This window comes from Moraxella sp. TY6 (genome assembly GCF_048551375.1).
GTDB lineage: Bacteria > Pseudomonadota > Gammaproteobacteria > Pseudomonadales > Moraxellaceae > Faucicola.
Genome location: NZ_JBLYZJ010000006.1, coordinates 147,144 through 169,370, shown reverse-complemented (window position 1 = coordinate 169,370; position 22,227 = coordinate 147,144). Strand labels below are relative to the sequence as shown.

The window sequence follows — 22,227 nt, the reverse complement described above, 5'->3', positions numbered from 1 at the left end:
AGATATCGGTTATTACTCTCAGCTTCTCAGTCGGCTTTTGCCGAATTAAAGCTGTTGAAGACTGCGTAACTTCAGTTATGAAAAAGTTTTTTGCGTCCTTTTTCATCGTGTATGCAATTTGGTGGCTAATGCTCAGCCTTAAATTTGATATCAGCCTAACCTGGTTAATATTAGCAAATCACCCTTGGATTTGGGTTGGAATTGTCAGATTAGGTCTGGACTAATACAGTTAAAGATAACAGAGATGATTAACCTCGACAGTACCAATAGATTTAAAACTGATAACTCATGGATACTTTGACATTGCGTCCCATGGCTTTATCGCTACTGTTTGAAACATGTTCGGCATACTCAGCATCGCTTAGATTATAGACCCCTGCATCAATACTAAGATTTTTTAACGCACTAGGACGATAACTACCAAACACATCATAAGTGGTAAAACTTGGCAAACGTGATACCGCAGTGCCACTGGTTTGGCGTGTCAAACTTGCCACATGGCGAATATTACTGCCAAAACTAAATTGCTCATTGAAGGCGTAGTCAAAACCAACATTAAACAAGTCGCCAGCATCTTTACCAAGTCGATAGCCTTTATCGGTTTCGCTTTTGGCATGGGCATAGCCTGTGTTTAGGCTGATATTGTTGAGGCGATATTTAGCATTTAACTCATAGCCTTTGATTTTGGTGTCGCCTGCATTGCTATAACTGGCACACTTTCCATCTGTGACTGCTTTGCCTGTCGTACAATCAATACCGTTTAAACGATTGATTTTATTATCATACTTGGTGTCAAAGGCTTTGGCTGTCAGCGACAATTTATCTTGTTCATTCAACACGCCTTGAAAACGACTGCTAAAACCCACTTCGGCATTCGCCCCTGTTTCGGCTTTTACATCATTATTGATAAAGACCTGCCCATTTTGCTGTAACGTTTCTGGCAATGGTGGGCCATTAAACAACTGAGTGTAACTGGCAAACAGCGTATGATTGGGGGTAAGCTTAAACTCACCTGCCAACGCTCCAGATACTTGGTTGTAGTCCTCACTGCTAAGGCGTTCGGATGGGGTGTAATGGTCAAACCGCACACCGGGAGTCAAGGCGAATCGCCCAAAGTCCACACGGTCTTGCAAGTACACGCCGACACTGGTCGCATCTTCGGTAATTTGGCTAGTTGGTAAGGTTGCAGATTTTTTATATGCCTCTACGCCATAGTTAAGGGCGTGTATTTGGTGGATTTTTCGTTTGATATTGACATTAAGCCCATCGGTTTTGCCTTCGGTCTGAATACTCATCGGCGTTGTGCCACGCAAACCTTGTGATAGGGCTTCATTGGTCAAATGATAAACTTTGCTATTTAGCTCAAAATTTGTATTGGGTTTAAACTGATAGCCCAACGTATAGGTTTCATTATTAGAAAAACCTGCTTTAATATTATTGGGCAAATTGGCTTGATAGCCGACATTTGGGCGAAATGGGTATAGCCCCTCATTGTCATAACGCTGATAACTGGCAGTGATTTTATGTCCATCAATAGGCGTGACACTGGCTTTGGCTAAGATATTTTTGATATTAATATCATCGCCTTGGATGTGTTTACCACCACCATCTTCGCCACCATCGCTATCACGTTCGCCATACGACAATAACAAATCTAACTTGTCATTTGGCTGGGCATAAGTGGTAATGGTACGCTGAAATTGTTTATCATTACTGCCATAGCCCAGTTTGATTTTTGCCCCCAGTTTTTGATTGGGTAATAATAAATCTTCAGCATCCACCGTGGTAAACGCCACGCCACCGCCAATCGCATTGTTGCCCAACGTTACCGAATTATTACCCACAGCGACTTCGGTAGTTTTATATAAATCTGGGTCAAGCCCACTAATCCCTGCATGGTGAAAGCCACGAGTTTCTGGCTGACGCACGCCATCCACCGTGATTTTCAGCCCACTGCCTGCATTATCCGAACCTAGACCACGAATATAAATATGTTGGTCAACTCCAGACGTACCGCCCACATTAATGCCTGCTACGGTTGGTAAATATTGGCTAATCAAATCGGCTTGTTGTACCTTGACTGAGTTGTCATGGTGGACACTTTCGACCTGTCGTTGAGGGGTATATTGATGGGTGTTAAAGGTGATGGTTTGTAGCGTTGTAGTGGGTTCGGATTCACTCGCCAACACCGATGACGAATAAAACGCTGTCAAAATACAGACGCTAAGATAAGATAATGCACGATGTGATACTGGGGAAAAATTGGTTGTTAACATAAGACCACGCAAATTACCAAAAATAATAGGATGTGTTACAATGAAGTGATAATAATAATATAAATGATAATCATTATCAACAAAAAAATCGCAATTTAAGAAGGAATTTGGTGTTTTACTCAAATTTTCCCTTAACGATACATCCCAGCCCCATCACGAGGGTGCAAGCGTAAAAAATAAAACCCAGACACAATCGTCAATAGCCCCAACAGCATAAACGCATACGAAAACGCCTGCGAAGTCTGAGCCAAGCTCGCCCTTGCAGGGGTCAATAAATGCAACAACGAAGCCCCAAGCCCAATCCCAAAGCTAATCGCCAACTGCTGATTGACCGACAACAAACTATTACCGCTACTGGTCTGATTGGCTCGAAGCCGTGCGATACTGATACTATTCATCGTGCTAAACTGTAGCGAATTACACGCTCCCATAAATGCCAACAACGGCACACTCAGCCACAAGGGTGTATTTTTGTCAAATTGTGATAACAGCATGATATTCATACCAATTATCAAAGTATTGCCAAACATGGTCATGCGATAGCCGAATTTTTTGACCACTTTTGTCACCAAAGGTTTGGTCAATAACGCCCCCACCGCAATTGGTGCAAGTAGCCACCCTGCTTGCGAGGGCGAATAACCCAACACCACTTGCAACAATAATGGCAACAAAAACGGCACAGCACTCATGCCAAGCCGAGTCAGCAAATTGCCGACAATGCCTATGCGAAACGTCCGCACCAAAAACAAATCCAGCCCAAACAATGGCTTTTGCCCATTACGAGATTCAGAATATTTGGCATGAAAATAATAACCCACCAATAACATCACCGCCAAACACGCCACCATAGCGGTAAAAATCATCGATAACGGCTTGTCACGGCTGATATTATTGGCAAATTCAAGGGCAAAGGTAAAACTTGCCATCGCCCCACCAAACAGCAAAAACCCCAACAAATCCATACTTGGATTGCGTTGTAAATAATTGGGCATCAACTGCCAACCAGCCCATAGCCCCAATATACCCATCGGAATATTAATCAAAAAAATCCAATGCCAACTGGCAAGCTCCACCAAATAACCACCCACCAAAGGACCAATCACAGGGGCAATGAGGGCAGGCATCACCGCATAATTCATCACCGATAACATCTGCTCACGAGGGTAACTTTTTATCAAGGTCAATTTCGCCACAGGCATCAATAACGCACCGCCCAAGCCTTGCACGACACGAGAAAAAATCAAGCTATTCAAAGTCGGTGAAATCGCACACATGATAGAGCCTGCGGTAAAAATCCCAATCGCCATCATAAAAGTGGTTTTTGTGCCGTATTTGTCGGCAATATAGCCACTAATCGGCGTGAAAATCGCCAACGTCAAGGCGTAGCTAATCACCGTCCATTGCATCGAGAGTGCAGGTTGGTTAAGGTCGGTCGCCATCGAGGGCAAGGCGGTATTGAGTACCGTGGCATCCAAAATCTGCATAAATAACGCAATCGCTACCACGATGGGTAGCCATTTGCTTTGGGTGGGGGTCAAAATGGGGGTAGTGTGGTCATTTTGAAGCGGTTTTTTATCTTCGGTGATGAGGGAATTTGGCATGGTATCAATTATTAGACAAGTGCATTAAACATGGTATTGTAGTCTAAGTTTTTGTAGCCTTTGTTGTAATTCGGCATATAATTGTTTAAGGTAGAATGTTACACAATTTTTATTTAGTTGCTTAGATTAAAAAACGTTAAGTTCCTTTAAAGATCTCGTTCCATCTTGCCCCACGATAATATGGTCAATCAGCGACATATCCACCAACTCACACGCTTTTGACAGGGCTTGAGTGAGTTGTAAATCCGCCTTAGACGGTTGTGCGGAGGTATTGGGGTGATTGTGAGCGATAATGAGCTGACTTGCCCCATATTTTAACGCATTTTTTAGCACCTCACGCACGCACACCGAGCAAGACGAAATCCCACCAGTAAATAAAATCTCAAACTGAATCAAGGTCAATTCATTACTCAAAAACAGCACCGCAAATACCTCACGTTTGAGATGGCGAAGTTGGGTGGTGAGGTAGTCTTTGACCAGTTGGCTAGAGGCGAGGGTGGGGGAGGCTTTGACTTGGCTAGCAAGGTAGCGTTTGCCCATTTCTAGACTGGCGAGGATTTGGGCGTATTTTGCTGTGCCGATGCCGTGACACGCCATGACTTCTTCACTTGGGGCGGATAGTAGCCCTGCAAGACTGCCGAATCGCTCAATCAGCCCTCGTGCCAGTTCGATGGCGGAGTGGTCTTTTGTGCCTGTGCGTAGGAATATCGCCAAGATTTCGCTGTCGGATAGGCTGTCTGCTCCTTTTTGCAAAAGCTTTTCTCGTGGGCGTTCGTCCTCGTGCCAGTCTTTGATTGCCATAAAAATCCTTATTTTTGGCTAATTTTATTTTTCCTTAATCATACCTAAACTTAGCAAAAATTGTTACTATATCTCCAAATTTTTTATCCCAAAATCATTCTCAAAAGAAACACTATGAAAAATATTATCCTTGCTATCACAGGTGGCATTTCTGCCTACAAATCTGCCTTTTTCGCTCGCCTACTTATCAAAGACGGCTACAACGTGCGAGTTATTATGACTGATGGGGCAAAAGCCTTTATCACCCCCATGACCTTGCAAGCCTTGACTGGCAACCAAGTCCATAGCGAATTACTCGATGAAACCGCCGAACTAGGTATGGGACATATCGAATTGGCAAAATGGGCGGATTTGATGATTATTGCCCCTGCCACCGCCAATACGCTCGCTCGCCTTGCGATGGGCATGGCGGATGACTTGCTTGCCACCGTGTGCCTTGCCACCACCGCCCCTGTGTTGGTCGCCCCTGCGATGAATCAACAAATGTGGCAACACCCTGCGGTCAAACTCAACGTACAGACGCTTGGCGATTTGGGTTATGAAATTATCACCCCTGCCAGTGGCGTGCAAGCCTGTGGCGATGTGGGCGAGGGGCGACTGCCTGAGCCAGAGGACTTGCTGGCGTATGTGAATTACGTCATCGCTCGCAACCAAACACCGCAAGTATTGGCAGGCAAAAACGTCACCATTACCGCAGGGGCGACCGTTGAGGCGATTGACCCTGTGCGATATTTGTCCAATCATTCATCAGGTAAAATGGGCTTTGCGTTGGCGAAAGCCTGTCGTAATGCAGGGGCGAATGTGACATTGATAGCAGGCGGTAAGGTGCAACTGCCGACACCGCTAGGCGTTGAGCGTGTCAATGTGCTGTCTGCCGAAGATATGCTACAAGCCTCTCGCCAAGCGATGTTGGGTGAATTACCGCATCAAGTGATGGATTTTGATGATGAAGATGAAGAACATCACCATCATCACCACGACCATGACGAATTTGGCAATGATATCGAGCCAGAACCGATTAATCATAAAGCCGATATTTTTATCGCTACCGCTGCCGTTGCCGATTATCGCACTCGTGAATCTGCTCCGCAAAAAATCAAGAAAACCCAAGATGAAATGGTGTTAGATTTGGTAAAAAATCCTGATATTTTGGCGACGATTTCGCATGAATTTGCCGAGGTGTTTACCGTAGGTTTTGCTGCCGAAACACAAGATGTGGAAAAATACGCTCGTGGCAAGTTGTCTGCGAAAAACTTGGATATGATAGCCTGTAATGATGTATCACGCACGGATATAGGCTTTGCCAGTGATGACAATGCAATGACGGTGTTTTTTGCGGATAAAGAAGAGGGCGTGAGCCTAGAGAAAGCCAGTAAGGATAAAATCGCTGAACAGTTGGTAGCGTTGATTGGTGAGCAAATTCATTAGGGTGTTACAGTATAGCTTGATGCTGATATAAGCCAAATTGCTCAATCAATGCCAGCACACTCGCTGGCACAACGGCATTCAATGCCTGTCGGTTACCTTGTTGTACCCATTGGCGAATATCACGACTAGCGATTGTTGGTGGCACAAAGCTATCTATAAAAATAGGGTAAGGGGGCTGATTTTTGAGGGTGTTTAACTCAAATGTCAGCCGATTTTTTAGTGGGATAGCCAGTTTTTTTGCCAACATATTTAATTCATTTTGAGTGAGTGGTGAATTGGTATTGGTGGTAAGGTTTTGGCAATTTGGTTTCACAGTCGGACGAGGCAATACCCATAAATTTGCTAAATCCATCAATTCAAAGCCTCGATACCATTTATCCAACTGTAAAATACTGTCTTCACCAAGGATAAAAATGCGAATATCATTGGGATAATGTTGACGAAAGTTGCTTAATGTATCAAAGGTAAAAATCGGCAGTGGTCGCCCCAGCTCGCTGTCATCAATGTGCAAAAATGGATATGGTTCGATGGCGACTTTGAGCATCGCAAGGCGTTGCTCGGTGGGAGTGGGACGGTCTTTTAGTGGTGAGCCTGCCGTGGGGAGTAAACTGGCGATGATGGGTGTATCGGCAAAATGCTTGCGGAGCTGTTGATACACATGCTCGATAATGCTCAAATGTCCGATATGAATGGGGTCAAATGAACCGCCCAACCATACTCGAATACATGGGGCTTGGGTTGTTAAGCGTGGGCTATGGGCGAGGTTAGAGGATTTCACGATTGCGGACAAACACGACTTTGTGGTTATTGTCGTTGGGATAGCGTTCTTGCAGTTCAAAATAACGAGGGTAGGCTCGTAAAAAGTCACTAAATTTATCAAAATTAAATAAACGTGCATCAAAATCGGGTTCGACTTTTAGCAGGTAATTTTTGACAGGGGCGATATTTGCCCACCCTTGCTCGTCCGCCATGCTGTCAATCGCCACTTTAACAAAGGTGATTGCCACATCAATGGGCTTCATTTGTTTACTAGCCGAAAATAGCATATCTGCCGAATCATAAAAATCCACGGTCGCAGGGTGTTTTTCTTCTTCAAAAAATTCTAGGTAAGTAAAGCGGTCACAGGCTTGGACAAAGGGCTTTGGGGTGTTGCTACGCCCAAAACCATACGCCAATAGCCCTTGCTCTCGAATGCGTTGGGCAAGGCGAGTAAAGTCGCTATCGGAAGACACCAAACAAAAGCCGTCAAAACGTTCGGTGTAGAGTAAGTCCATTGCGTCAATAATCAGACTGGCATCGGTGGCGTTTTTGCCTGTGGTGTAGCTAAATTGTTGAATGGGTTGGATAGAGTGCGACAGTAGCACGTTTTTCCAACTGTTCATTTGTGGGCGTGTCCAGTCGCCATACGCACGGCGAACACTGGCTGTGCCGAGTGTGGCGATTTCTGACAACAGGGGGTCGAGGTGGTTGACCGAGGCATTGTCGGCATCAATCAGTACCGCAAGGCGTGCATCGGTTGGTTGGGTGCTGTTGATGGCTGATGACATGAGTTGGGGTGTCTTGGTCGAAATGTTGGGATTATTTTAGCATAAAATTTTGGGTGGATATAGAATTTGACGTTTAGAATAAGTTAAGACTTATGCAGTTTTGACGTTTCCGTTCGTGGTGAGCCTGTCGAACCATAGGAAACGCTACCTTTCGACAAGCTCAGGGCGAGCGTTTCGATTACTTTTGCATAAGTCCTATAAGTAAAGGGCGTATTCAATACGCCCTTACAAAAACATTTGTTTATTATTAATGGGTTGAATGTAATTAAAAATCCCCGCTATCCGCCTGTACGGCGGTCAAAGCAATGGTATAGACAATATCATCGACCAACGCCCCACGAGAGAGGTCATTCACAGGTTTATTTAACCCTTGTAACATAGGTCCTACGCTGACCACGTTGGCAGAGCGTTGCACCGCCTTATAAGTGGTGTTACCTGTGTTAAGGTCTGGGAAGATAAACACGTTGGCTTGTCCAGCGACAGGTGAATTAGGGGCTTTGGATTTGGCAACACTCATCACTGAAGCTGCATCATATTGCAAAGGCCCATCAATTAGCACGTCCAATTGCATTTCGGTGGCTTTGGCTTTGGCGATTTCAGTGGCTTGGCGGACTTTATCCACATCAGCCCCTTCACCCGATGAACCTGTCGAATAGCTAATCATCGCCACTTTTGGCTCAATCCCAAAGGCTTTGGCTGATTGGGCGGATTGTAGGGCGATTTCGGCAAGCTGTTCGGCAGTAGGGTCTGGGTTGATGGCACAGTCGCCATACACCACGACCTGTTCTGGCAATAGCATAAAGAATACGGATGATACCAGTGAGTATTGCGGTGCGGTTTTAATCAACTGGAACGCAGGACGCACGGTATTGGCAGTGGTATGTACTGCACCAGATACCAAGCCATCGACTTCATCTAGGTATAGCATCATCGTGCCTAATACCACGGTGTCTTTTAGTTGTTCTTTGGCTTGCAATTCGTCAATTTTACCTTTACGCCGTTCGACCATTGGTTTGACGTAGTTGTCAATCAATGGCGTTGGGTCAAGGATTTCAAGGTCTTTTGGCAATCTTAAACCCAGATTTTCTGCCACTTCTTTGACTTCTTCTGGTTTGGCAAGTAGCACACAGTTCGCGATACCACGGCTTTGGCAAATAATCGCCGCCTCAACGGTACGAGGCTCATTGCCCTCTGGTAGCACGATACGCTGTTTGGCATGTTGGGCTTTTTTCACCAATTGATGACGGAATGCTGATGGTGATAGGCGAGGATTGGCGTTGCCTTGGCTAAAGGTGGCTTTTATCCAATCCAAATCAAGGTGAGCCGCCACATAGTTGGTCACTTCATCGGCTCGGTCAGTGTCATCGGCTGGGATTTCGTGGCTGATATTGCTCAGTTGTTGCACGGTGTCAAAGCTGTCGGTATTGACCAACATCACAGGAATACCCGTTTTGAGGGCAGGGCGACATAGGTTGATGACATTTTGGTTTGGCATAATACCGCCTGTCAACACCAAGCCTGCCAATGGCACGCCATTCATGGTGGCAAGTGCGGTCGCCAAAATCAAATCATCACGGTCGCCTGCGGTCACCAGTAGATTGCCACGAGTGAATGAGTCTTCAAGGTTGGCAACGGTGCGAGCCACCAGTTTTGTGCCAACCACTCGGCGAGTTTTAGCTTCGCCCTCATTGAGCCAAGTTGCCCCCAGTTCTTGGGCGATATCCCACGGACGAGGCACGCTCAAGGTATTGCTAAAGGGTACGACCCCAATCAAGCGGAATTTATCGGTATCAAAGTCTGGGGAATGGGCTTTGATGGCGTGGAGTTGGTCGCTTGATAAGGCGATTTTGGCTTGACCAGGGGCGACAGGCTCGGTGGCATAGGCGTTAGGTACGTCCTTGATACGCATCAAAATCGTCCCCAAAGTGCGGTCATTTGCCATACCGCCAAAGTCACGAGCGAACAGGTCAAGTTTATCCGCTAACGCATTCGGCTGAGTCAAGTCGCCACCACTGACCAAAATCACTTTGGCATCAAGGGCATTGGCAATCGCCAAATTCACCGCTTCGGCATAGCTTGAGTCGTTGTCGGACACCAAGCCCTCACACACGATGACATCATATTGGTCGGTCAAAGTTTGGTGTTTGGCGACCACTTCTTCCATTAAGTCGTCAAGTTGGTCGTTGCCAATCACTCGTTCGAGGCGAGTTCGGCTAATCGAGGTGGGTGGGGTGAGGTTAAAGGCGTGTTGGGCGAGGGTGCTTGAGCTGTCGGCAAGGTCGGTGGCTTCGGCACTATTGTTTAAGTCAGTTGTGCTGATGGTTTGGGAGAAAGGTTTTAAAAATCCTGCTTTTAGCCCAACATAGTCCAATGCTCGGATAAAACCAAGACAAGCTGATGTTAAGCCAACACCGCTACTGGTGGGTACAAATAAAATTGTTTGCATTTTATTTCCTTAATCAATCGCTAATACCATTTTTGTTTCTTTGGCAATTTGGGCTTCTTCATCGGTTGGAATGACCCACAATTGCAATTTGCTATCGGCTGTATGGAAACTACCTTCCGCCCCACGGCTTAATTCAGCATTTTTCGCCTCATCAACCGCAATGCCAAAATGTGGTAAATTTGCCAAAATCTTGGCTCGAATGCTGGCTGAATTTTCCCCAATACCGCCTGTAAACACAATCCCTGTAAAAGTCGGCAATGCACAGCTTAATGACGCAATATAACGGGCTGATTTATAACAGAAAATCTCAATCGCCAAACTTGCGTCTTCATTGCCCTCAAGCGAGGCTTGTTCAACGGTACGCATATCATTAGAAATGCCTGACAAACCAAGCAGACCGCTTTGCTTGTTCAAAATCGTATCAATTTGGTCAAGGCTATAGCCCAAAATACGGTGCAAATGAATGTGCAAACTTGGGTCAACATCGCCACTGCGAGTTCCCATCACCACGCCCTCAAGGGGGGTCAAGCCCATACTGGTATCCAAGCTTTTGCCATCATACACGGCTGTCAATGAGCAACCATTACCCAAATGCACAGTTACCCAACCATTGGTTTGATTGGTGGTTGCCAATTCATCGGCACGGTTGCTGACGTAGGCATGCGATGAACCATGAAAACCATAACGGCGGATATAATGTTCATTATATAGCTCTTTTGGGATGGCATAACGGAAGGCTTTGGGGGGCATGGTTTGGTGAAAGGCGGTGTCAAATACCACGACTTGGGGTAATTCAGGATAGATTTTTTGCACCGCTTCAATGCCGAGTGCATTGGCAGGATTGTGTAATGGGGCAAGGATTTTTAGGCGTTTGACTTCGGCAAGTACGTGGTTATCGACTTTGACCGCTTCAGAAAATTCACGTCCACCATGTACCACACGATGACCCACGGCAATGGGGTTATAGTCCGCCAATAATTCAAGGACTTTTTGTAAAGCAAGTTGGTGGTTTGCCCCTGCGAGGGCGATTTCGATTTTTTCACCATCAAGATTGGTGTGTTTGATACGAGCGGTATCGAGGTTTAAGTTTTCTGCAAGCCCTTGCAACCGCTCGCCATCTTCGCTAAGTAAAGCGTATTTGATGGACGATGAGCCACAGTTAAGTACCAAGATTGGGTTTTTCATACAATTTCCTTATGATAATCACTGTCCTTTCCGTGTGACAATGATTTTTTAGAAATTAAAAGATATCCGTATCTTTGGTGTTAATGCAGTTGATATGACAATTTTTTCTGAAAAAGGTTGTTTAAAAAGTTGTCAAAGTATTGTAGCGGAAATTGGCAAAAGGTGGGGATTATTTTCGCATGAATAAAATTTTTTGTGGCTAAACTGTTGGTTGGCAACTGTCAAAAACTGGACGAATCATGTTAATATAGCCCACGTTACATTCATGGAAGTCGCCATGACAGTCATTAATTACCATATTAGTATCGAAGATTCGCAAAACAATCAAAGTGATTTTGTTGAAGATAACTTGACCGAACCAACTGATGAATTATTATATCAAATCTCAGGTATTCGTCCCTTTACAGGTGGTAAGCATATCATTACTAATGAAATGGTAAATCAAATTCGTGAGCAAGAAGAGATTTAATTAGGACTTACGCAAAAATTCCATTTGTAGGTTGGGTGGAAGAATGACACCCAACATAAACCCTTCAAATTGTTGGGTATCGCAAGCTCTACCCAACCTACGATTTGGTTAAATGCGTAAGCCCCATTAATAAAAGATTGGTATTGTGTAAAAAGTAAAGTTTTGACATCGGTAAGGTGCGTCATACGCACCTTTAAAAAAGCTGACGCTATCTAAGTGGTGCGTGAGACGCACCCTACATTTGATTTATTAAAACTTACCATTTTGATATTACCAAAAAACTCAATGTTCTAATTTGTTAAAATTTCCGTAGAATAGGGGTTTTTTCATTTTTTTCTCATTTAAAGGCACTGCTATGTCAAAACTTCATCTAATTAGCACCTTAATAATTACCTTAGCCCTCACCGCCTGCGGACAAAAAGGGGCGTTATATTTACCAGAACAAAATTCATCAGTCGTTGAACCACAAGTCCAACCAGCCGATGACAGCACCCAACCAGCTGTCAGCGATAATCCGCAAAACCCCAATGTCAACCCAACTTCACCCTTACCGAGCAACCATATAGGCAACGCCAATGACTATTAATACCGACTCTTTACAACCGCTTAACATTGACCCGATTCACCATGTCAGCCATTTGCCATATTTTGACTACCAAGATAAGCAATTAGCGGTTGAAGGGGTGCTATTAAATGACATCGCCAAACAGTTTGGCACGCCTTGCTATGTGTATAGCGGACAAGCCATTTTGGACGCTTATCAACACTATGTCGATAGCTTTGCCGAGATTGACACCCAAGTTTGCTATGCCGTCAAAGCCAACAGCAATTTGGCGGTGTTGCAACTGCTTGCCAAACAAGGGGCAGGCTTTGACATCGTGACTGGGGGCGAGCTAGCAAGGGCGTTAAAAGCAGGGGCAGACCCTAGCAAAATCGTGTTTTCAGGATTGGGCAAAACCGCTGATGATATCAAAACCGCATTGAGCGTGGGCATTGCCTGTTTTAATGTTGAAAGCGAAGCCGAGCTGTACCGCATTAGCCAAGTTGCTCAAAGTATGGGCAAAACCGCTCCGATTTCCTTGCGAGTGAATCCCAATGTCGATGCCAAAACCCACCCTTATATCTCGACTGGATTAAAGGAAAATAAATTTGGCATCACCGCCGAAGATGCCCCTCGGATTTATGGTATTGCCAAAAATTTGCCGAATATTAACATCGTGGGGATTGATTGTCATATTGGCTCACAACTCACCGAAGCCCAGCCATTTGTTGATGCGTTGGATAAAGTCATTGAGCTAATCAATCAGCTAAAAGCCGATGGTATCGAGCTTGAGCATATCGACTTGGGCGGTGGTTTAGGCGTGCAGTATGTGGATGAGCAAGTGGCAACTATCAACGAATTTGCCCAGTTATTATTGCCAAAACTTAAAACGCTAGGTTTAAAACTGTACCTTGAGCCGGGGCGGAGTATCGTTGCCAATGCAGGAGTGTTATTGACCAAAGTCGATATTTTAAAACCAACTGAACATAAAAATTTTGCGATTGTCGATGGGGCGATGAATGATTTGATTCGTCCGTCATTGTATCAATCGGTGATGGCGGTGATTCCGACCCAGTTAAATTCACAAGCTGAACCCAAAGCGTGGGATATTGTCGGAGCGATTTGTGAAACGGGGGACTTTTTGGCAAAAAATCGTGAATTGGCGTTAAGCGATAATGATGTTTTGGCGATGACTGGGGCAGGTGCGTATGGCTTTACCATGTCGAGCAATTATAATAGCCGTCCGAGAGCGTGTGAAATTTTAGTCAAAGATGGGCAGGCTCATGTTATCCGTGAAAGGGAAACAGTGGAAAGTTTGTGGGAAAAAGAATATTTATTGTAGGGTTTTATCTTTGGTTTGCCCCCTTATAAAAAAACGTCTAGCATGGTAAGATAATCAGCATATTATAATAATTTTAAGGAATAATCATGCTAATTGAATTTACCAAAATGCACGGACTGGGCAATGACTTTATGGTCATCGACCTTGTGACCCAACGCCTCAACCTTACCACCGAACTGGTCAAATTACTGGGTGACCGCCATTTGGGGATTGGCTTTGACCAACTGCTGGTGGTTGAGCCACCCTCTCGCCCAGATGTGGATTTTCGCTATCGGATTTTTAACCAAGACGGCACGGAAGTTCAGCAATGTGGTAATGGGGCAAGGTGTTTTGCACGCTTTGTACAGGCTCGTAAATTATCATTTAAACAACGCATTCGAGTCGAAACTGCCAGTGGCATTATTACCCTTAGCACGGATGATTATGGCTGGGTGCAAGTCGATATGGGTAAACCCAAATTTGACCCTGCGGATATTCCATTCGCTCCCAAAACCATTACCCAAGTCAAGAACTCTTACCGCCTCAATGTCGATGGCACACCTGTCGCCTTGTATGTCGCCAATATGGGCAATCCGCATGCCGTTATTAAAGTCGATGATGTATTGACTGCTGATGTCGAAAAATTGGGCAAAGCCATCGAAAGTCACGAAGCCTTCCCTGAAAAGGTCAATGTCGGCTTTGTGCAAGTGATGAATAACCGCCATATCCGTCTGCGTGTGTATGAGCGTGGGGTGGGCGAAACCCAAGCCTGTGGTACAGGGGCGTGTGCGGCGGTGGCGACTGGTATTCGTGAGGGCTGGCTTGATGAAGGCGTGGACATTCGAGCCCAGTTGTATGGGGGTAGTTTGATTATTCGTTGGCAAGATGGCTATCCACTGTATATGACAGGGCCTGCGACCTTTGTGTATGAAGGGGTGTTTAGTCCAGAGGGCTTGATGACAGGGGCAGGGTTAAAACTCACCACCCCAAGTTATACCTCTAATACCAGCAATACCAGTGCAGACGTTGCTCAAGACCCTGCGGTGACGGATGAGCCAACTGGCTATTATCGTTAAATAATCTGTTATTCTCAATACCCCCTCTAACTCCCCCTTCACAAGGGGAGAATACTTCTCGTTTTTAAGGGCAAGTTGGGGGATGTCTAATGAAATCAATCATTTATATTTTGGCTTGAGAATGGCAGTATGATAGATACCATGAATTTGGCAGAGCGTTGGCTGTCGCAATTAGCAAGCCAACATTATAGCCCTGCCAGTTTGCGAAGTTATCGGCAAGCGTTACAACCCTTTGGGCAATACCTTGATGAACAGGCTTTGAGCCTTGAGGTGTTGCGTTATGCGGATATTTCGACTTATATCACCACTCGCTTAGAGCGTGATAATCTTGCCAAAAGTAGCGTGCAACAAAACCTTAGCATATTGCGTCAGTTTTTTGCGTGGCTAGTGGCAGAAGCCATCTTACCCCATAATCCCACCACCGCTGTTCGGCTCAAACGCCAACAACGCCCCTTGCCAGAGCTGTTAGACAGCGATTTATTATCGCAACTACTTGACCAACTCCCCCCATCTGACACCAAGCAAGCCCAGCTTTGGACTCGTGATAAAGCCATGTTTGAATTGCTTTATGGCAGTGGACTGCGAGTCAGTGAAGTGGTAGGGCTAAACTTATCGGATGTGGATAAAGCCGAACGACTGGTGCGTTTGGTGGGTAAAGGTGAAAAAACTCGCATCGTTCCTATCGGTAGTAAGGCGTGGCAAGCGATAAGCGACTATCTACCGTATCGCACCTTATGGCTAAAAGCCGATGAATCCGCCATATTTATCAGTGAGCGTCATGGCTCACGGCTGACGACTCGCACTGTGCAATCACGGCTCAAACACCACGCCAAACGAGCAGGCATTGCCCAAAACTTATACCCACATTTGCTACGCCATTGTTTTGCTTCGCATTTATTGAGTGACAGTGGTGATTTGCGAGGGGTGCAAGAGTTGTTAGGGCATAGTGATATCAGCACCACGCAGATTTATACACATTTGGATTTTGGGCAACTGACCAAGGTGTATGACAAAGCCCACCCTCGTGCCAAGCGGTAGCCTTTTTCTAATACACTACTAACTTTTCCGACTTAACGTTTCGGACGTTCGGCGGAGTTTTAGACTCAAAATAATCGCAATGCCTCGAAGCATTTCCACCCCAATACGAGGATGGTCAGCCAAAATGGTTTCAAAATCTTGCCGTGATAGCGTCACCAACGCCGATGGCTGAACCGCTCGCACCGTGGCAGAGCGTGTCAGTGTATCCAATAACGCCATCTCCCCTGTGTTATCCCCTGCCTTAATCAAGCCAACTTGGGTCAGTGAACCATTTTGCCCATTTTTAAGCACATCCAGCTCCCCTGCCAATAAAAATGCCATATAATCGCCATGTTCACCTTCATTAAATAGCACTTCTTTTGGGGCAAGTTCTCGAAATTTGAGATGTTGCTCGACCACTTGAAACATATAAGGGTCAAATTTGGCAAAAAATGGGGTGTTTTTGAGATGGGTAAATAAAATATTTTCCATAATTATATTCTTTATTAACTCAAGGGATTAACAATGCCAAACCGTTGACATTGTTGCAAATCAATTTGTTGTCGCCATTGCTGTTGGGCGGAATTATCCCACGCACTCAACAACACCGAGGGCAACATGGGCAAAAAGTGATAGCAATCGCTTGGGGGAATCCACGATTTGGCTTGATTGGCAATGGGTAGCACGTCAGCAAAATCTTGTGAAAAATCAGTGATAAACAATTGGGGTAATTGATTAAAACTCACAGGGGTGGGAGTTAGTACCTCACCATTGGCATTGGTAAATAAGCTGTGTCCCCATGTTTCTCTGAATTGGGTTGCTGTGAATTGGGTTGCTGTGAATTGGGTTTTTCTGAATTGGACTTCTTGAAATTGAGTTTCTTTAAGCGGTGTTTGTTGAGATTGGGTATTTTTGACAATACCGTGCCGTCCTGTTTGCCCTGCTCCTACCACCAAACATTGACTGTCTAACGCCCTTGCGGTCAGCAGTGATTGCCAATGTGCCTTGCCTGTGGCATAGGTAAAGGCAGACGGTGCGGTCAGTATGTCTGCCCCCATTTCACGCAGTTTGATGGCAAGGGTAGGGAAGCGAATGTCAAAACACACCATCATACCAATATTACCCAAAGCAGTGTGAGCGACCACAGGGGTATCCCCTGCCTCAAAAGTTTGCCCTTCGTCATAACTGCCTGTGCTGTCGTTAACCGTGGCTTTAAACAGATGAATTTTATCATAACGAGCCACACAATCGCCTGCTGGGTCAAATAATAAGCTGACTTGTCGAAGCTTGTCATCAGCGACTTTTTGTCCATTGGGGCGGAATTGACAAGGCATTGTCCCTGCCAATAAATGCACATGATAATGGCGAGCCAACGCACCGCACCAGTCACTGAGTGGTTCAAAATATCGACTGATTGCCGATTGATTGCCAAAGCCAAACGCATTTTCTGGCAATACCACCAGTTTTGCCCCTGCGTGACTGGCGAGAGCCACCCCTTGCTCAATGCAAATAAGATTCGCCATGATATCGGTTTGGCTGTTTAATTCGACAATCGCAATGTTAAAATTGGGCGTGGACATGGCTGGCACTCATAAGAAACAATAGGCTAAAAATTGGTGGAAAATGGGCTAAATAAAAGGGTAGCAGTCTCATTGTAGCATAATCATCCGTGACAACCATCGCCAAAATCACCCCAGTGAGCATAGATAACTGTACCAAGACTAAAAAAAACCTTAAAATATTATCAAAGAACACTGTTAATATGAATAATAATAACCACAATCGCTGTCAGCAACACTTGAAAGGTAGTATTACGCAATGAAAATGGCTCTTGGCACAAAACTGACAACAGGGCTGACCCTCACACCCCAAATGCAACAGGCGATTCGCTTGTTGCAATTGTCCAGTTTTGAGTTGGAGCAAGAAGTTCAACAAAAATTGGATAGTAATCCACTGCTTGAGCGTGATACTGACGATGATTGGCAAACCGCCAACAATGCTGACGCAGACACGACTGCTAATGCCACTCCTCAAGAAGCATCAAATCCAGAATCCTCAGTGGAGGATTTTGGTTGGCAAGATAATTGGCAACGCAACACCAAAACCGATAGCAAATCTCGTGATGACAATGCTGATTGGCAAGATGGTGGTGATGGTTTTGATGGTGGCTTTGATGGCGATGGGGGCTTTGATAATATTGATAGCAGTGAGCATTTTGCCAGTGATAATTTGGAAATGACAGTCGATACCCAATGGGATGAAGTCTATACCCATGAGCCGACAGGGCTGTCACGAGTGGACACCGATGAGCTAGACGATGATTTTAAATTTAGTACCCAAGGCAATATCCAAGACCATGTGCGTTGGCAGTTAAATTTTAAACATTTATCCGACATCGAAATGATGATTGCTGAATATCTGATTGATAGTATGGATGAGCGAGGCTTTATCACTTTAAGTTGTGATGAGCTATTTCACAGTTTTGACACCATGTTGGCGTTTTATCAAGTCGAGGATTTAGAGCTTGAACTTGAAGACATTGAATTGGTGGTCAAGCAAATCCAAAATTGTGACCCCATTGGCGTAGGGGCGAGAAGTTTGGCGGAATGTTTGCTGATTCAATTAAAACGCTTGCCCAAAGATACGCCCCACCTCGAAAATGCCCAAAAACTGCTGGCGTATCCAGAATATTTTGTCAGTAATAATATCAGTGCGTTACTCAAAGCCACAGCCCTCAATGTGGACGATATTCAGCCTTGTATCAACTTGCTTCGTACCCTAAACCCCAATCCTGCGTTAAGCTATGAGCAGTCGCAAAGCCACTTGGATTTTGTGCCAGAAAGCTATGATGTGCCTGATGTGTTGGTCAGTCAAAGCAAAAACGGCTGGCACGTGCAGTTAAATCCTGACCTGTTGCCAAAATTACGAGTCAATCAAGAATATGCCAATTTGATTCAACGCAATGACCAAACCGAACAAGGCGTATACTTGCGTGAGCAACTGCAAGACGCACGGTTATTTATTCGCAGTATCGAGGAGCGTAATCAAAACTTGCTGAAAGTCGCTACCTGTATCATCAAGCGTCAACAGGCGTTTTTGGAACAGGGCGAAACTGCCATGCAACCGATGATTTTACGAGATGTGGCAGACGAGGTAGAACTGCATGAATCCACGGTGTCACGTATCACCACCAGTAAGACCATGCTGACACCTAGGGGCTTATTTAGCCTAAAATATTTCTTTTCTAGTCAAGTTAGTAACGATGATGGCGACGGCGTATCTTCGACTGCGATTAGTGCGATGATAAAACGCATGATTGACGCTGAAGACCCCAAAAAACCACTTTCGGATAATGCCATCATGGATAAGCTCAAAGAGGATGGCATCGACATCGCTCGCCGTACCGTCACCAAATACCGTGAAGGGATGAATATTGGCTCATCGACTCAGCGTAAACAGCGGTTTTAGATTAAATTGTCTAACCACCACCCACCGCTTGCACGACTTCGATGGTCATGTTGTCGGTGATAGGGGTGTTGCCGAGTTGGGTTTTGGGGACAAGTTCGCCATTGACTTCAACGGCAAAACGCCCTTGGGTTTGTCCCATTTCATCAAGAAACTGTAATAGGTTGGTGTGAAGGGTTTGCATGGTTTCGCCATTCAATTGTACTTGGGGCATTTTGATTTCCTAGAGCCTAAAGATTGAGGTAAGGTATGTCATACACACCCTAAAAAATAATGTATATTAATGGTGTGCATGGCACACCTTACGATTTTTATATTTTTGCTTTTGCTACACTCACCGCTAACCACACCCACGCCACTATCCACAGCGTACCACCAATCGGCGTAATCGCCCCAAACCATCTCGGCATTCCCAACGCCATCAAATAGAGTGAGCCAACAAACAACACAATGCCAAGCTGTAATAGCCAAGCCACACTGGCAGGGGCGAATTTTAGTCGTATCAATAACCCAACGATGAGTAAGCCCAACGCATGATAAAAGAAATATTGCGTGCCGATTTGCCACCAGTTGAGTTGTTCAGCCGTTAGCCGAGCCTTTAAGCCGTGCGAGCCAAACGCCCCACACACCACCGCTAACGCCATATTGATTGCACCAATACTTATCCAGTTCATCATAATCAATCCAACTGTAAATGGGTATTGGCAAGCATGGCTTCTTTGATTTTATCCATCGCATTTTTTTCAATCTGACGCACTCGCTCGGCAGAGATGTTATATTCCGCTGCCAACTCATGCAAGGTGGCTTTTTGGTCATTCAGCCAACGCTGTTGCACGATATCACGAGAGCGGTCATCAAGCTCTTCCATCGCTTCCATCAAGGCATTGTTATTGGATTCTTCCCAGTCGGCATCTTCGATGGCATCAGCAGGGTCGGAGTCGTCCTCAAGGTAGTATTGTGGGGCGTAGCGTCCTTCGTCTTCATCATCGCTTTGGGCTTCAAATGACGCATCATACGAGGTCAGACGGCTTTCCATCTCTAACACTTGTTTGACCGTGACGTTGAGGTCTTTGGCAATCGCCTCAGCTTCGTCAAGGGTCAGTTGGTTGTTGGTTTTTTTCAACGAACGTAAATTAAAAAACAGCTTACGGTGAGCCTTGGTGGTAGCAACTTTAACAATCCGCCAGTTACGAATGACAAATTCGTGAATTTCTGCTTTTATCCAATGCACCGCAAAGGATACCAAGCGTACGCCTTTATTGGGGTCAAAACGCTGTACCGCTTTCATCAAGCCAACATTGCCTTCTTGAATCAAATCGCCTTGTGGCAAGCCATAGCCCGAATAACTGCGTGCGATATGAATGACAAACCGCAGATGCGACATGACTAACAAACGTGCTGCCTCGACATCGCCTTCATCGGTGTAGCGGTGGGCGAGTTCTTGCTCTTGCTCTGGGGTCAAAATCGGAATTTGATGTACGGCATTGATATATGCCCCAAGATTGACACCGGGGGCAGACAAGGCAGTCGGAATGGCAGGCACGATGGCACGACTTTTACTGAGTTTTTTGCGAGGGGTAGGGCGTTTTGGGCGTTCGCTAAATTCATCAGCTTCATCTATTCCATCATTGATATAATCGTCATCAAAGCTGTCATCAAAATCATCATAATCACCGTCAAAATTTGATAAATCATCCATGTTATCAAAGTCAGTATCATCAAAGTCAGGCTCGTCAAGCCAGTCATCTAGCTCGTCTTCGCTATTTTCTTCAAGCAAGGTTTGTTCATCTGTACGGGTGTCAGCATTTTTGGCGGAAGTTGGGTGCTTTTTTGTACGAGAAGAACGATGAGCGTTAGCGGTTGTTGAGCGAGTTGCCATGAAAAAACCTGTCCATTTAAATAAAAATCAGTTAAAACTTTTGTGAATCAGTATGCACCAAAGCCAACGTTTTTTTAAGCGTGATTTTGTAAGTGCTGTTTTAACCATGTTACTATAGCCCTGTATTTATCAGCCCTGTACTTATTAAGCATCCTACAAAAAATCACATACAAAGGCAAGGTGTCAATCATCATGTGGTACGAACTTTATAGCGTCTTTCTGGGTAATTATCAACCGCTCACCACACTTGATATTGATGAGCGAGTGATTGCCTACGGTGATGGGTTTTTTACCACCATGGCGGTGGTGGCAGGCGAGGTCAATTGGCTGGATTATCATATACAGCGAGTGGTTGATAGCTGTGACGCCTTACAACTTACCCTTGATATCCCAACGCTTGTGACTGCCGTGCAAGCCCACGCTCAAGCGATGGGGCAGGGGGTGCTAAAGCTGATTGTTTGCCGAAAAAATCAACCTGTCAAAGGCTATGGCTTTGTCAATGGTGATGCCCATACGTGGGTGAAGCGAATGCCGAGCGACACGCCTTTGGCACAAATACCCCAACGTATCATCCTCCAACCGCCTAGCCAAGCGGTATGTCTAACCCAACAAATCGCCTGTTTACCCAAACCCTTGGCAGGGTTAAAACTACTCAATGCCCAAGATAAAGTGCTTGCCAGTCGTGAGCTGTTAACCTATCAAATTAATGCTCAAGACAGCCAACGAACTAGCAATCTTCCCATCATTGAAGGTTTGGTAAAAAACGTGATGGGCGAGTGGGTCGAGGGGACTTTTTGTAATATTTTTTATCAATTAAAGTCTATTGATGTAAATACTGTTAGTACAGACTCTCAGCAATGGTTTACCCCACCACTGGATAACTCAGGGGTCAAAGGTGTGATGCGTCAAGTCATTATGGATAACCTAGCCAAGCATCAACAGCCAGTGATTGAGCGTGTATTAAGCGATGCGGATTTGGGCGAGTTAAGCGGATTATTGGTATGTAATGCGGTGCGAGGCGTGATACCCATTTCGATATTGCAATTACCGAATGGCGATAGTGTTACATTTGCTGACTTTTTTATCAACTTTAACCGATGAATTCTAGCCCTGCCCAACCCACGTTAACCAAAAATTATTGCTATTTTTGTGATAAATTGCTAAATTTCGCTTAA

General features: G+C 45.2%; 21 protein-coding genes. 9 read left to right on the top strand and 12 right to left on the bottom strand.

What is annotated here, in order from left to right; translation table 11 throughout:
* The coding region (locus ACK1U4_RS06485; protein WP_419421665.1) for a hypothetical protein at nucleotides 1-224 on the top strand (224 nt) is incomplete at its 5' end.
* A 48-nt stretch (nucleotides 225-272) separates the two neighbouring features.
* Here ACK1U4_RS06485 and ACK1U4_RS06480 read toward each other — a convergent pair.
* The 3 genes from ACK1U4_RS06480 to radC form a co-directional block, all read right to left on the bottom strand.
* Nucleotides 273-2,276: a TonB-dependent receptor domain-containing protein gene (locus ACK1U4_RS06480; protein ID WP_419400800.1), complete on the bottom strand. Its 2,004-nt coding sequence runs from the start codon at nucleotides 2,274-2,276 to the stop codon at nucleotides 273-275.
* 131 nt (nucleotides 2,277-2,407) lie between these two features.
* Complete coding sequence (locus ACK1U4_RS06475) at nucleotides 2,408-3,877, bottom strand: DHA2 family efflux MFS transporter permease subunit (protein WP_419400799.1); 1,470 nt, start codon at nucleotides 3,875-3,877, stop codon at nucleotides 2,408-2,410.
* A gap of 126 nt (nucleotides 3,878-4,003) precedes the next feature.
* On the bottom strand, nucleotides 4,004-4,678 hold the full coding sequence (gene radC / locus ACK1U4_RS06470; protein WP_419400798.1) for a RadC family protein: 675 nt from the start codon (nucleotides 4,676-4,678) through the stop codon (nucleotides 4,004-4,006).
* 114 nt (nucleotides 4,679-4,792) lie between these two features.
* Here radC and coaBC point away from each other — a divergent pair, with 114 nt between their 5' ends.
* Nucleotides 4,793-6,106: a bifunctional phosphopantothenoylcysteine decarboxylase/phosphopantothenate--cysteine ligase CoaBC gene (gene coaBC, locus ACK1U4_RS06465; RefSeq protein ID WP_419400797.1), complete on the top strand. Its 1,314-nt coding sequence runs from the start codon at nucleotides 4,793-4,795 to the stop codon at nucleotides 6,104-6,106.
* 4 nt (nucleotides 6,107-6,110) lie between these two features.
* Here the strand turns inward: coaBC and ACK1U4_RS06460 are convergent, their stop codons facing one another.
* From ACK1U4_RS06460 to ACK1U4_RS06445, 4 genes are all read right to left on the bottom strand, one after another.
* Nucleotides 6,111-6,896: a nicotinate-nicotinamide nucleotide adenylyltransferase gene (locus ACK1U4_RS06460; RefSeq protein WP_419400796.1), complete on the bottom strand. Its 786-nt coding sequence runs from the start codon at nucleotides 6,894-6,896 to the stop codon at nucleotides 6,111-6,113.
* Entirely contained in the window at nucleotides 6,871-7,653 is a 783-nt protein-coding gene (locus tag ACK1U4_RS06455; protein ID WP_419400795.1) for an NYN domain-containing protein, read from the bottom strand. The genes ACK1U4_RS06460 and ACK1U4_RS06455 overlap by 26 nt, the downstream gene beginning before the upstream one ends.
* A gap of 265 nt (nucleotides 7,654-7,918) precedes the next feature.
* Nucleotides 7,919-10,099, bottom strand: a complete 2,181-nt coding sequence (gene pta, locus ACK1U4_RS06450) for a phosphate acetyltransferase (RefSeq protein ID WP_419400794.1) — start codon at nucleotides 10,097-10,099, stop codon at nucleotides 7,919-7,921.
* 9 nt (nucleotides 10,100-10,108) lie between these two features.
* Nucleotides 10,109-11,284, bottom strand: a complete 1,176-nt coding sequence (locus tag ACK1U4_RS06445; RefSeq protein WP_419400793.1) for an acetate/propionate family kinase — start codon at nucleotides 11,282-11,284, stop codon at nucleotides 10,109-10,111.
* Between the two features lie 277 nt (nucleotides 11,285-11,561).
* On the opposite strand from ACK1U4_RS06445, the gene ACK1U4_RS06440 reads away from it, so the two are divergent.
* The 5 genes from ACK1U4_RS06440 to xerA all read left to right on the top strand — a co-directional run bounded on the left by ACK1U4_RS06440 (nucleotide 11,562) and on the right by xerA (nucleotide 15,729).
* Nucleotides 11,562-11,753 carry a hypothetical protein gene (locus ACK1U4_RS06440; protein ID WP_419400792.1) on the top strand — a complete coding sequence of 64 codons (192 nt, stop codon included), beginning with the start codon at nucleotides 11,562-11,564 and terminating at the stop codon, nucleotides 11,751-11,753.
* Nucleotides 11,754-12,108: 355 nt separating this feature from the next.
* Entirely contained in the window at nucleotides 12,109-12,339 is a 231-nt protein-coding gene (gene lptM / locus ACK1U4_RS06435) for an LPS translocon maturation chaperone LptM (RefSeq protein ID WP_419400791.1), read from the top strand.
* Nucleotides 12,329-13,636, top strand: a complete 1,308-nt coding sequence (gene lysA / locus ACK1U4_RS06430) for a diaminopimelate decarboxylase (protein ID WP_419400790.1) — start codon at nucleotides 12,329-12,331, stop codon at nucleotides 13,634-13,636. Before lptM ends, lysA begins: the two co-directional genes overlap by 11 nt.
* A gap of 86 nt (nucleotides 13,637-13,722) precedes the next feature.
* Nucleotides 13,723-14,691 carry a diaminopimelate epimerase gene (gene dapF, locus ACK1U4_RS06425; protein WP_419400789.1) on the top strand — a complete coding sequence of 323 codons (969 nt, stop codon included), beginning with the start codon at nucleotides 13,723-13,725 and terminating at the stop codon, nucleotides 14,689-14,691.
* 129 nt (nucleotides 14,692-14,820) lie between these two features.
* Nucleotides 14,821-15,729 carry a site-specific tyrosine recombinase/integron integrase gene (gene xerA, locus ACK1U4_RS06420; RefSeq protein ID WP_419400788.1) on the top strand — a complete coding sequence of 303 codons (909 nt, stop codon included), beginning with the start codon at nucleotides 14,821-14,823 and terminating at the stop codon, nucleotides 15,727-15,729.
* Between the two features lie 18 nt (nucleotides 15,730-15,747).
* Here the strand turns inward: xerA and ACK1U4_RS06415 are convergent, their stop codons facing one another.
* Nucleotides 15,748-16,200, bottom strand: a complete 453-nt coding sequence (locus tag ACK1U4_RS06415) for a cyclic nucleotide-binding domain-containing protein (RefSeq protein ID WP_419400787.1) — start codon at nucleotides 16,198-16,200, stop codon at nucleotides 15,748-15,750.
* 14 nt (nucleotides 16,201-16,214) lie between these two features.
* Complete coding sequence (locus tag ACK1U4_RS06410; protein ID WP_419400786.1) at nucleotides 16,215-17,288, bottom strand: nitrilase-related carbon-nitrogen hydrolase; 1,074 nt, start codon at nucleotides 17,286-17,288, stop codon at nucleotides 16,215-16,217.
* Between the two features lie 238 nt (nucleotides 17,289-17,526).
* Here ACK1U4_RS06410 and rpoN point away from each other — a divergent pair, with 238 nt between their 5' ends.
* Nucleotides 17,527-19,176: an RNA polymerase factor sigma-54 gene (gene rpoN, locus ACK1U4_RS06405; protein WP_419400785.1), complete on the top strand. Its 1,650-nt coding sequence runs from the start codon at nucleotides 17,527-17,529 to the stop codon at nucleotides 19,174-19,176.
* A 10-nt stretch (nucleotides 19,177-19,186) separates the two neighbouring features.
* Here rpoN and thiS read toward each other — a convergent pair whose 3' ends face one another.
* The 3 genes from thiS to rpoH all read right to left on the bottom strand — a co-directional run bounded on the left by thiS (nucleotide 19,187) and on the right by rpoH (nucleotide 21,052).
* Nucleotides 19,187-19,387 (bottom strand): sulfur carrier protein ThiS, encoded by a 201-nt coding sequence (gene thiS / locus ACK1U4_RS06400; protein WP_419400784.1) that lies wholly within the window; start codon nucleotides 19,385-19,387, stop codon nucleotides 19,187-19,189.
* A 97-nt stretch (nucleotides 19,388-19,484) separates the two neighbouring features.
* On the bottom strand, nucleotides 19,485-19,850 hold the full coding sequence (locus ACK1U4_RS06395; protein WP_419400783.1) for a DUF423 domain-containing protein: 366 nt from the start codon (nucleotides 19,848-19,850) through the stop codon (nucleotides 19,485-19,487).
* Nucleotides 19,851-19,852: 2 nt separating this feature from the next.
* Nucleotides 19,853-21,052, bottom strand: a complete 1,200-nt coding sequence (gene rpoH / locus ACK1U4_RS06390; RefSeq protein WP_419400782.1) for an RNA polymerase sigma factor RpoH — start codon at nucleotides 21,050-21,052, stop codon at nucleotides 19,853-19,855.
* Between the two features lie 192 nt (nucleotides 21,053-21,244).
* Here rpoH and ACK1U4_RS06385 point away from each other — a divergent pair, with 192 nt between their 5' ends.
* The gene (locus ACK1U4_RS06385; protein ID WP_419400781.1) at nucleotides 21,245-22,153 is read left to right on the top strand and encodes an aminotransferase class IV; all 909 of its coding nucleotides are present in this window, start codon (nucleotides 21,245-21,247) and stop codon (nucleotides 22,151-22,153) included.
* Nucleotides 22,154-22,227 lie beyond the last annotated feature (74 nt).

What these genes read in the sequence shown, in the direction of transcription:
- ACK1U4_RS06480 (WP_419400800.1), bottom strand. Translation starts at nt 2,276, where the DNA reads ATGTTAACAACCAATTTTTCCCCAGTATCACATCGTGCATTATCTTAT.
- ACK1U4_RS06475 (WP_419400799.1), bottom strand. Translation starts at nt 3,877, where the DNA reads ATGCCAAATTCCCTCATCACCGAAGATAAAAAACCGCTTCAAAATGAC.
- radC (WP_419400798.1), bottom strand. Translation starts at nt 4,678, where the DNA reads ATGGCAATCAAAGACTGGCACGAGGACGAACGCCCACGAGAAAAGCTT.
- coaBC (WP_419400797.1), top strand. Translation starts at nt 4,793, where the DNA reads ATGAAAAATATTATCCTTGCTATCACAGGTGGCATTTCTGCCTACAAA.
- ACK1U4_RS06455 (WP_419400795.1), bottom strand. Translation starts at nt 7,653, where the DNA reads ATGTCATCAGCCATCAACAGCACCCAACCAACCGATGCACGCCTTGCG.
- pta (WP_419400794.1), bottom strand. Translation starts at nt 10,099, where the DNA reads ATGCAAACAATTTTATTTGTACCCACCAGTAGCGGTGTTGGCTTAACA.
- ACK1U4_RS06445 (WP_419400793.1), bottom strand. Translation starts at nt 11,284, where the DNA reads ATGAAAAACCCAATCTTGGTACTTAACTGTGGCTCATCGTCCATCAAA.
- ACK1U4_RS06440 (WP_419400792.1), top strand. Translation starts at nt 11,562, where the DNA reads ATGACAGTCATTAATTACCATATTAGTATCGAAGATTCGCAAAACAAT.
- lptM (WP_419400791.1), top strand. Translation starts at nt 12,109, where the DNA reads ATGTCAAAACTTCATCTAATTAGCACCTTAATAATTACCTTAGCCCTC.
- lysA (WP_419400790.1), top strand. Translation starts at nt 12,329, where the DNA reads ATGACTATTAATACCGACTCTTTACAACCGCTTAACATTGACCCGATT.
- dapF (WP_419400789.1), top strand. Translation starts at nt 13,723, where the DNA reads ATGCTAATTGAATTTACCAAAATGCACGGACTGGGCAATGACTTTATG.
- xerA (WP_419400788.1), top strand. Translation starts at nt 14,821, where the DNA reads ATGATAGATACCATGAATTTGGCAGAGCGTTGGCTGTCGCAATTAGCA.
- ACK1U4_RS06415 (WP_419400787.1), bottom strand. Translation starts at nt 16,200, where the DNA reads ATGGAAAATATTTTATTTACCCATCTCAAAAACACCCCATTTTTTGCC.
- ACK1U4_RS06410 (WP_419400786.1), bottom strand. Translation starts at nt 17,288, where the DNA reads ATGTCCACGCCCAATTTTAACATTGCGATTGTCGAATTAAACAGCCAA.
- rpoN (WP_419400785.1), top strand. Translation starts at nt 17,527, where the DNA reads ATGAAAATGGCTCTTGGCACAAAACTGACAACAGGGCTGACCCTCACA.
- thiS (WP_419400784.1), bottom strand. Translation starts at nt 19,387, where the DNA reads ATGCCCCAAGTACAATTGAATGGCGAAACCATGCAAACCCTTCACACC.
- ACK1U4_RS06395 (WP_419400783.1), bottom strand. Translation starts at nt 19,850, where the DNA reads ATGATGAACTGGATAAGTATTGGTGCAATCAATATGGCGTTAGCGGTG.
- rpoH (WP_419400782.1), bottom strand. Translation starts at nt 21,052, where the DNA reads ATGGCAACTCGCTCAACAACCGCTAACGCTCATCGTTCTTCTCGTACA.
- ACK1U4_RS06385 (WP_419400781.1), top strand. Translation starts at nt 21,245, where the DNA reads ATGTGGTACGAACTTTATAGCGTCTTTCTGGGTAATTATCAACCGCTC.